Origin of the sequence: uncultured Azonexus sp. (genome assembly GCF_937982035.1) — a bacterium.
Classification (GTDB): domain Bacteria; phylum Pseudomonadota; class Gammaproteobacteria; order Burkholderiales; family Rhodocyclaceae; genus Azonexus.
The window spans coordinates 85,195-93,490 of the sequence record NZ_CALJNI010000020.1; the positions used below are offsets into that span (position 1 = coordinate 85,195).

General features: G+C 63.9%; 10 protein-coding genes. 7 read left to right on the forward strand and 3 right to left on the reverse strand.

Going from position 1 to position 8,296, the window contains the following annotated elements; all coding sequences use genetic code 11:
• Positions 1-10 precede the first annotated feature (10 nt).
• The 5 genes from phoU (at position 11) to Q0799_RS13935 (ending at position 4,722) form a co-directional block, all read left to right on the forward strand.
• Entirely contained in the window at positions 11-700 is a 690-nt protein-coding gene (gene phoU / locus Q0799_RS13915; protein WP_298399401.1) for a phosphate signaling complex protein PhoU, read from the forward strand.
• The gene (gene phoB, locus Q0799_RS13920; RefSeq protein ID WP_298399404.1) at positions 697-1,383 is read left to right on the forward strand and encodes a phosphate regulon transcriptional regulator PhoB; all 687 of its coding nucleotides are present in this window, start codon (positions 697-699) and stop codon (positions 1,381-1,383) included. Before phoU ends, phoB begins: the two co-directional genes overlap by 4 nt.
• Positions 1,384-1,389: 6 nt before the next feature.
• A complete protein-coding gene (phoR, locus tag Q0799_RS13925; RefSeq protein WP_298399407.1) occupies positions 1,390-2,670 on the forward strand; it encodes a phosphate regulon sensor histidine kinase PhoR in 1,281 nt (426 codons plus the stop codon).
• Positions 2,671-2,738: 68 nt separating this feature from the next.
• Positions 2,739-3,539: a UDP-2,3-diacylglucosamine diphosphatase gene (locus Q0799_RS13930; protein WP_298399409.1), complete on the forward strand. Its 801-nt coding sequence runs from the start codon at positions 2,739-2,741 to the stop codon at positions 3,537-3,539.
• A 1-nt stretch (position 3,540) separates the two neighbouring features.
• Positions 3,541-4,722, forward strand: coding sequence for a glycosyltransferase (locus Q0799_RS13935; RefSeq protein ID WP_298399411.1), 1,182 nt, complete (start codon positions 3,541-3,543; stop codon positions 4,720-4,722).
• A gap of 6 nt (positions 4,723-4,728) precedes the next feature.
• On the opposite strand, the gene Q0799_RS13940 is transcribed toward Q0799_RS13935, so the two are convergent.
• The 3 genes from Q0799_RS13940 to Q0799_RS13950 all read right to left on the reverse strand — a co-directional run bounded on the left by Q0799_RS13940 (position 4,729) and on the right by Q0799_RS13950 (position 6,789).
• The gene (locus Q0799_RS13940) at positions 4,729-5,103 is read right to left on the reverse strand and encodes a Crp/Fnr family transcriptional regulator (protein ID WP_298399413.1); all 375 of its coding nucleotides are present in this window, start codon (positions 5,101-5,103) and stop codon (positions 4,729-4,731) included.
• 111 nt (positions 5,104-5,214) lie between these two features.
• Entirely contained in the window at positions 5,215-6,069 is an 855-nt protein-coding gene (locus Q0799_RS13945; RefSeq protein WP_298399415.1) for an EamA family transporter, read from the reverse strand.
• Between the two features lie 12 nt (positions 6,070-6,081).
• Positions 6,082-6,789, reverse strand: a complete 708-nt coding sequence (locus Q0799_RS13950; protein ID WP_298399417.1) for an FCD domain-containing protein — start codon at positions 6,787-6,789, stop codon at positions 6,082-6,084.
• A gap of 176 nt (positions 6,790-6,965) precedes the next feature.
• On the opposite strand from Q0799_RS13950, the gene Q0799_RS13955 reads away from it, so the two are divergent.
• Together Q0799_RS13955 and Q0799_RS13960 are read left to right on the forward strand one after the other, a co-directional pair.
• The gene (locus Q0799_RS13955) at positions 6,966-7,994 is read left to right on the forward strand and encodes a putative 2-aminoethylphosphonate ABC transporter substrate-binding protein (protein ID WP_298399419.1); all 1,029 of its coding nucleotides are present in this window, start codon (positions 6,966-6,968) and stop codon (positions 7,992-7,994) included.
• A gap of 63 nt (positions 7,995-8,057) precedes the next feature.
• Positions 8,058-8,296: ATP-binding cassette domain-containing protein (locus Q0799_RS13960; protein ID WP_298399421.1), on the forward strand; the 239-nt coding region annotated here is incomplete at its 3' end.

The following is an 8,296-nucleotide window of genomic DNA, read 5'->3' on the forward strand; positions in this document are numbered from 1 at the left end:
GAGCAGGAAAATGAACGAATCCCAACACGTTTCCAGCCAGTTCGACGAGGATCTCGGTCGTCTGCGTACGCATGTGCTGCAGATGGGGGGGCTGGTCGAAACGCAGATTTCTGCGGCCATCGAGGCCTACACGACGGGCGAGATTGCCAGCGTGAAGACCATCGTCGAGACCGACCGCAAGGTGAACGACCTGGAAAAGGCCATCGACGACGATTGCGCCCACATCATCGCCAAGCGTCAGCCGACGGCTTCCGACCTGCGCCTGGTGCTCGGCATCAGCAAGATCGTCACCGATCTGGAGCGGGCCGGCGACGAAGCCAAGAAGATCGCCAAGGGCGTGCGCCGCATCTACGACAACGGGCATCTGCCAGCCCAGTATGGTGTCGGCATACGCCACCTGGCCGAGGCTGCACTGGCGATGGTCAGGCAGGCACTCGATGCCTTCGCCCGGCTCGACGGGGCGCTGGCCGTCAGCGTCATTCGAGCCGATGCCGATGTCGATGTCGAATTCAAGTCGATCATCCGTCAGTTGATTACCCATATGATGGAAGACCCGCGTACCATTACGACCTCGATCGATATCATCTCGATCTCACGGGCCATCGAGCGCATCGGCGATCATGCGAAGAACATTTCGGAGCAGGTCATCTTCGTTGTCGAGGGTCGGGATATCCGTCACAACAAGGAGGCGATCAAGTGACACCGACGATTCTGGTCGTCGAGGACGAACCGGCGATTCAGGAACTGGTTGTGATCAACCTCAAGCACGCCGGTTTTCTCGTCGTCCGAGCGAGCAGTGCCGAAGAGGCCGATTCGGCCATTCGCGCTGCTTTGCCCGATCTGATCATCCTCGACTGGATGCTGCCCGGGCAGTTGGGCGTTGCGCTGGCAAAGAAGATTCGGGCTGACGAGCGGACCCGTGAAATTCCGATCATCATGCTGACCGCCCGCGTCCATGAAGAGGACAAGGTCCAGGGGCTGGATGCCGGCGCCGACGACTACGTCACCAAGCCGTTCTCGCCCAAGGAACTGGTTGCCCGGGTCCGTGCCGTGTTGCGCCGCCGGGCGCCGCATCTGGCCGGCGAGGCCGTCGAAATCGGCGGCCTGCAACTCAATCCGGCGACCCATCGCGTGCTTGCCGACGGTCAGCCGATCGAGCTGGGGCCGACCGAATTCCGCCTGCTGTTTTTCTTCATGACCCATGCCGAGCGGGTTTATACGCGTGCGCAGTTGCTCGACGAAGTCTGGGGCGACCATGTATTCATCGAGGAACGCACCGTCGATGTCCATATCCGTCGCCTGCGCGCAGCGCTCGAACCCTCCGGTCATCAGGAACGGGTCGAGACCGTGCGTGGTACCGGGTACCGTTTCCGGGGAGCCTGAAACAAGGTGCAACGAGCGCTTCTCTATGGTGTGTTCACGGCGCTGGTTTCACTGCTGCTCGGTTATTCCGTCGAGCCCTGGATGGGCTGGGTGCTCTTCTACACGGGGCTCAGCGTGCATCTGGCGATGCACTACCGGAATTTTTCCCGGCTGGAGCGCTGGTCGCGCAAACCGGTGCTCGATGCCAGCCTGGAAGGTGATGGTGAATGGGACAGGGTTTTTCGTCGCCTTTACCGACATGAGAAGGAACTCCTGGAAAAAATCGAGCGGCGCGAACGGGAGATCGCCCGGCTGATAGCAGCCGTTCATGCGATGAATGACGGCATCGTCCTGCTGGATGCCGAGTTCCAGATACAGTTCTGCAACAAGACGGCAGAACGCCAGCTTGATCTTGCCCTGGCGACCGATCGCGGTGCGCCGATCGCCAATATCGTCCGCCAGCCAGCCTTTGTCGATTACCTCGACAGGGCCGATTTTTCGCGTCCGCTGACACTGCGCCTGGATCGCTATTTCGAGCGCGTGCTGTCGCTTTACCTGATCTCCTACGCCGAAGGTCACTGGCTCCTGCAGGTCAAGGACATCACCCAGACCGACCGCCTGGACAGCATGCGGCGCGATTTCGTCGCCAACGTCTCGCACGAATTGCGCACGCCGCTGACGGTGCTTTCGGGCTTTGTAGAAACCCTGCAGGAAATCGAGGTCGACGAGGATACCCGCCGGCATTACCTGCAACTGATGGGCGAGCAGTCGCAGCGCATGCAGTCGATCGTCCAGGACCTGCTGACCCTGTCGTCGATCGAATCGGCGCCGCCGCCCGAGGATCAGCTGGTGGACATGGACAGCCTGGTCGACAAGCTGCGTCGCGATGCCGAAGCCCTGTCCGCCGGGCGCCATCACATCGTGCTCGACAGCCAAGGTCAGGGCGACCTGGTCGGCGCCGAATCGGAGCTGGTCAGTGCGCTGGCCAACCTGGTTGCCAATGCCGTGCGCTATACGCCGGCCGGCGGCACGATCACGCTGATCTGGCGGATTTCGCCGGAAGGCGCGGAATTTGCCGTCCAGGATACCGGCATCGGTATCGACGCCAAGCACATCCCACGCCTGACCGAGCGTTTCTACCGCGTCGACCGCGGCCGTTCGCGCGATGCCGGCGGTACCGGCCTCGGCCTGGCCATCGTCAAGCACGCGCTGAGCCGTCACCAGGCGACGCTCGAAGTCAGCAGCGAACCCGGCAAGGGCAGCCGCTTTGCCGCCTGCTTCCCGGCCAGCCGGGTGCGTTGCGAGTGAAGCACTCCGTCACGGTTTTGTAATCTCGCCGTCACCGGGGCTTCATGCGCCGCCGCTATCGTGGCGGCATGCCAAAAGTCAGAAGCCTGTTTTTATCCGACATCCACCTCGGCACCCGGGCGTGCCAGGCGGACAGACTCCTCGATTTCCTGCGCGAACATCCGGCCGAGCAGACTTTCCTGATCGGCGACATCGTCGATTTCTGGGCCATGAGTCGCAGCATCTGCTGGACGCAGGCACAGAACACCGTGGTCCAGAAACTGTTGCGTCGGGCGCGTTCCGGCGATCGCGTGGTGTTCATCCCCGGCAACCACGACGAGGCGCTGCGCGATTACTGCGGTGTCGTTTTCGGCGACATCGAGGTGGCCGACGAACTGGTGCATGAAACCGCCGACGGACGTCGCTACCTGCTGATCCACGGCGACCAGTTCGATCAGGTCACGCGCCACCACCGCTGGGTCGCGGTGCTGGGCGACAAGGCCTACGACCTGCTGGTCCGGCTCAACCACTGGCTGTCGTGGATACGCCGCAAGCTCGGCCGGCCCGGCTACTGGTCGCTGGCCGGTTACGCCAAGCGGCGGGTCAAGACGGCGCTCAACTTCATTTTCGATTTCGAGGAATCGGCCGTTCATCACGCCCGCGAGCGCGGGCTGGACGGCGTCATCTGCGGCCACATCCACTGGGCCACGATCCGCAAGATCGACGGTCTGGATTACATCAACTGCGGCGACTGGGTCGATTCCTGTACGGCCATCGTCGAGCACTTCGACGGTCGGCTGGAACTGGTCGAGTGGGGCACCGCCCCGGCCCGGCCGCTGGCCCTGGCCGCGCCCCGGCGCGAAGCCGAAGAAGACATGGCGGAGGCCTGAAATGCGCGTACTGATGGTGTCGGATGTTTATTTTCCCCGCGTCAACGGGGTGTCGACCTCGATCGAAACCTTCCGCCGGACGCTGGCCGGGCAGGGCGTCGAGGTTCGCCTGGTGGTGCCGCGTTACGGCGATGAGCCCGACGAGCCGGGCATCGTCCGCGTGGCCGGACGACCTGTGCCGCGCGATCCGGAAGACCGGCTGGTCGGCTGGCGGGCGATGCACCGGGCGGTGCTGGCCGCGTCGGCGGATTGCGACGTGATTCACGTGCAGACGCCCTTCGTTGCCCACTATGCCGGGCTCAAGGCCGCCCGCCAACGCAACCTGCCGGTGGTTGCCACCTATCACACGCTGTTCGAGGAATACGTCGAGCATTACGCGCCCTTCCTGCCCGGCAACTGGCTGCGTGCCCAGGCCCGGCGCCTGTCGCGCCGCCAATGCAACGCGCTCGATGCGGTGGTCGTGCCGTCGACGGCGATGCGCGAACGTCTGCAGGCTTACGGGGTGACGGTGCCGATGCAGGTCTTGCCGACTGGAATCCCGCTGGCCCAGTTCGCCGGTGGCGACGGGCTGGCCTTCCGGGCGGCCCACGACATTGCGCCGGAGCGGCCGGTGGCCTTGTTCGTCGGCCGGGTCGCCCACGAAAAGAATATTGCCTTTCTGTTCGACGCCTTGCGCCATGCCCATCGTCAGCAACCCGACATCCTGCTGGTGGTTGCCGGCGAGGGGCCGGCGATGGGCGAATTGCAGGCCCGGGTCAGCGAACTCGGCTTGAACGACGCCGTGCGTTTCATCGGCTACCTCGACCGCCAGCGCGGCCTGCCCGATTGCTACGCAGCGGCCAATGTCTTCGCCTTTGCGTCGCGAACCGAAACCCAGGGGCTGGTCCTGCTCGAAGCGATGGCCGCCGGCCTGCCGGTGGTCGCCCTGTCGGAAATGGGCACCGCCGACATCCTCGATAGCGGCCGCGGTTGCTTCACCCCACCCGACGATGCGCAGGCCTTCGGCGAAGTGCTCGGCCGGATACTGGCCAATCCGGCGGCCTGGGGGCATCTGGCCGACGAAGCACGCGGGCTGGCCGACGACTGGTCGGATACCGCCATGGCCAGCCGCCTGGCCGACTGCTACCGGGACTTGCTACGGTCACGCAGGGCGGCATCGGCGCCGGTCACGGCCGGCGCCTGATTCGCCTCAGATTTCCTCGATGACCGGCAGCATCCGGTCAACGGCGCGCAAGCGCTCGGCCATCACGCGCATCACCTGCATGGCGAAGAAGGGCGTGTTCTGGACCAGGAACTGGAAACGCTTCTCGTCGATGGCGACGAATTCGCAGTCGCTCGTGGCCAGTACGCTGGCCGAGCGCGGGCCGGGCGATACCAGACCCATCTCGCCGACGATACTGCCGTGCTGCAACTGCTCGACGACGCGGTTGTTGACCACCACGTCGGCGCTGCCGCTGGCCAGCACATACATCAGGCCGCCATCGTCGCCTTCGTTGAACAGGGTCTCGCCGGCCGGCACGCGAACGATGGTTGGGTTGTGGGCAAACAGTTCGAAGAAAACCATGCTGCTTTCCATAGGAGTTGGGATGCCCCATTTTTAGCACGCCGATTTGCTGGCAGTATTTCACAGCAGTGACAAAGCCATGCGGCTTGATCCAGCGCAAATCGGGTGCGGCTAAAGGCGCAGCAGGATGATGCCGAGTACCACCGCGCAGCCGGCCAGCAGTCCCTGGCGCAGGCGGCCTTCCTTGAACCACAGGCTGCCGATGAGGACGGCGAAGACCACCGAACTCTCGCGCATTGCCGCGATCATCGCCACCGGTGCCTGGGTCATTGCCCACAGGACGGCGGCGTAGGCGGTGGTCGAGCATAGGGCACCCGCCAGCCCCAGGCGCCAGTGCGTGCGGAAATGTTCGAGCATCGGGCGACCCCGGCGCCGGTACTGCCAGGCCAGGATGAGCAGCGGCTCGCACAGGTACAGACAGCAGGCGTAGGCCAGCGCATTGCCGGCAGCGCGTGCGCCCATGCCGTCGACCAGTGTGTAGGCGGCGATGATCAGTGCGTTGAGCATGGCGGCCCGGCTGGCCGGATGGGCGATGATCCGCCCAGGGGTGAGGCCGCCGGCCAGGCCGATGCCAAGCACGCCGGCGCAGATCGCGGTGATGCCCAGCCAGTCGCCCAGGCCCAGGCTTTCGCCGAGCAACGGCGCGGACAACAAGGCGACCAGCAGCGGCGGCAGGCCGCGCATCAAGGTGTAGCTGACGGCCAGTTGCCCGCCGTCGTAGGCGCGCATCAGCCAGGCGATATATACCGTGTGCAGCAGTGCCGAGGCGAGAATGTAAGGCCAACTGGCAGCATCGGGCAGGCCGATGAATAGCAGACCAATGCCGCCCAGGGTGCCGCTACAGGCATGCAGCAACAGGGTGTACAAGCCCTTGTCGCCGGCGCCGCGAATCAGGGCGTTCCAGCCGGCATGCAGCAGGGCTGCCGCGAGCACGACGAGGATGACGGTACTGCTCAGTTCGCTCACGGTCGCTCGCGATCAGGCGGCATCGGCCTTGCCGTTCAACTCACCGTCGCGCAGCATGCGTTGCCGGCCGCCCTGGGCGTGGGCATAAAGCGCTTCGGCGGCACCGGCGCCGTCGCCGGCGGCGAGCCGGTCGACGATGGCCGTGTGTTCGTCGGCAAAGTGCGGGATGGCCTGCGGTGCCAGCAGGTTGCGTCGGCGGAACAGGGCCAGTTGCTTGACCAGACGGCGGTAAACCTCGTTCAGGGCGCGATTTCCGGTCATCTCGACAATGCGGTCATGAAAGGCCAGGTTGAGCCGGTGGAAGGTATCGACGTCGTTCGTGCCGGCGGCGGTCTGCATGCGTGCGGCGAAATCACGCAGTTCGGTAAGTTGGCCGGCGTCGATGCGTTCAGCCAGGAGGCGGCCGGCGGTGGCGTCGAGGCCGGCGCGGACGGCGTAGATGTCGGCGGCTTCCGCCAGTTCGATCTCGCGGACATGGGCACCGCGGTTCTTTTCCTGGCAGATCAGGCCGTTTTCTTCGAGGCCGCGCATGGCCTCGCGCAGCGGCCCGCGGGAGATGCCGAAGCGTTCAGCGAGCGCGGCTTCATTGAGTTTGCTGCCGGGTGGCAGTTCGCCCGACAGGATCAGGTTTTCCAGCGCCTCGCCGACCAGGCGTGGCAGGGAGGTGCGCTGGACCAGCGCGAGCACGCTGCCGGCTGGCAGGGAAGGGGATTCGGACATGGCTGTCTGGGCAAATTCAAAAGCCGCATTGTAATTCATTTGCTCGTTTGTAGATTGTCAACAATCTGCAATAAACCGTCATTAAGATGTGTTCAGTCTAGTTCGACGGGATGTCAGTCCGATGACAGACCGGTCAGCAGGAACCCCCCCTTCACCCATTCCCGGAGGAAATCCGCATGAAACTGAAGCAACTCATCCGCAGTTTTGCCGTTGCCGGCCTGGCCCTGGCCATGCTCCCGGCGCACGCCGAGAAGACTGTCCTCAACGTGTATACCGCGCTCGAAACCGATCAGCTCAAGGCCTATCAGGAAGCTTTCAACAAGTCGCATCCGGACATCGAGATCAAATGGACGCGCGATTCGACCGGCATCATCACTGCCAAGCTGCTGGCTGAGAAGGCCAAGCCGGTGGCCGACGTGATCATGGGTGTTGCTGCTTCCAGCATGGTCGTCTTCGATCGCGAGAAGATGCTGCAGCCGTATGCACCGGCTAATCTGAAGGCGCTCAACCCGCGCTTCCGTTCCTCCGGTACGACGCCGACCTGGGTCGGCATGGACGTCTGGGGTGCGGCGATCTGCTACAACGTCGCCGAAATGCAGAAGCAGGGCCTGCCCCGCATCGAAAGCTGGAAGGATCTGCTGAAGCCCGAATTCAAGGGCAAGATCGTCATGCCCAACCCGAATTCCTCGGGCACCGGCTTCCTCGACGTCACCGCCTGGCTGCAGATGTTCGGTGAGAAGGGCGGCTGGGAATACATGGACAAGCTGCACGAGAACATCGCGGTATATACCCACTCCGGTTCCAAACCCTGCGTGATGGCCGGCGCCGGCGAGTTCCCGGTCGGTATCGCCTTCGAATACCGGGCCAACACGGTGCGCGCCAAGGGCGCCCCGATCGACATCATCTTCCCCAAGGAAGGTCTGGGTTGGGACATGGAATCGATCGCCATCGTCAAGGGCACGCCCAAGCTTGACGCGGCGAAGAAGCTCTCGGACTGGGCGACCACCCGTGAAGCCAACGAGTTGTACGCAAAGAACTTTGCCGTTGTCGCCATGCCCGGCATCGCCACGCGCCTGAAGTACGTGCCCAACGACTACGAGCAGCGCCTGGTCAAGAACGACTTCGAATGGATGGGCAAGAACCGCGACGCCATCCTGGCCGAGTGGCAGAAGCGTTATTCGACCAAGTCCGAACCGAAGAAGTAAATCCTTCCCGACAACCGTCCGTGCCCAGTGGGGACGGACGGTTTTTTCATCTTGCGAGGTTTCATGGCCCATCTCGACATCCGCCGGCTGAGCAAACGCTACGGCCAGTTTGTGGCGCTCGATCACATCGAACTCGCCGTGGACGAAGGCGAATTCCTGGTCCTGCTCGGTCCGTCCGGCTGCGGCAAGAGCACCGTCCTTCGCCTGATCGCCGGCCTGATCACACCAAGCACCGGCCGCCTGGAATGGCAAGGTGCCTCACCTGCACCAAAGCGCGAACCCGCCATCGGCTTCGTGTTTCA

Bases quoted from the DNA above. Each gene is read 5' to 3' on its own strand.
- phoU (WP_298399401.1), top strand. From the start codon at position 11: ATGAACGAATCCCAACACGTTTCCAGCCAGTTCGACGAGGATCTCGGT.
- Q0799_RS13930 (WP_298399409.1), top strand. From the start codon at position 2,739: ATGCCAAAAGTCAGAAGCCTGTTTTTATCCGACATCCACCTCGGCACC.
- Q0799_RS13950 (WP_298399417.1), bottom strand. From the start codon at position 6,789: ATGTCCGAATCCCCTTCCCTGCCAGCCGGCAGCGTGCTCGCGCTGGTC.
- Q0799_RS13955 (WP_298399419.1), top strand. From the start codon at position 6,966: ATGAAACTGAAGCAACTCATCCGCAGTTTTGCCGTTGCCGGCCTGGCC.
- Q0799_RS13940 (WP_298399413.1), bottom strand. From the start codon at position 5,103: ATGGTTTTCTTCGAACTGTTTGCCCACAACCCAACCATCGTTCGCGTG.
- Q0799_RS13935 (WP_298399411.1), top strand. From the start codon at position 3,541: ATGCGCGTACTGATGGTGTCGGATGTTTATTTTCCCCGCGTCAACGGG.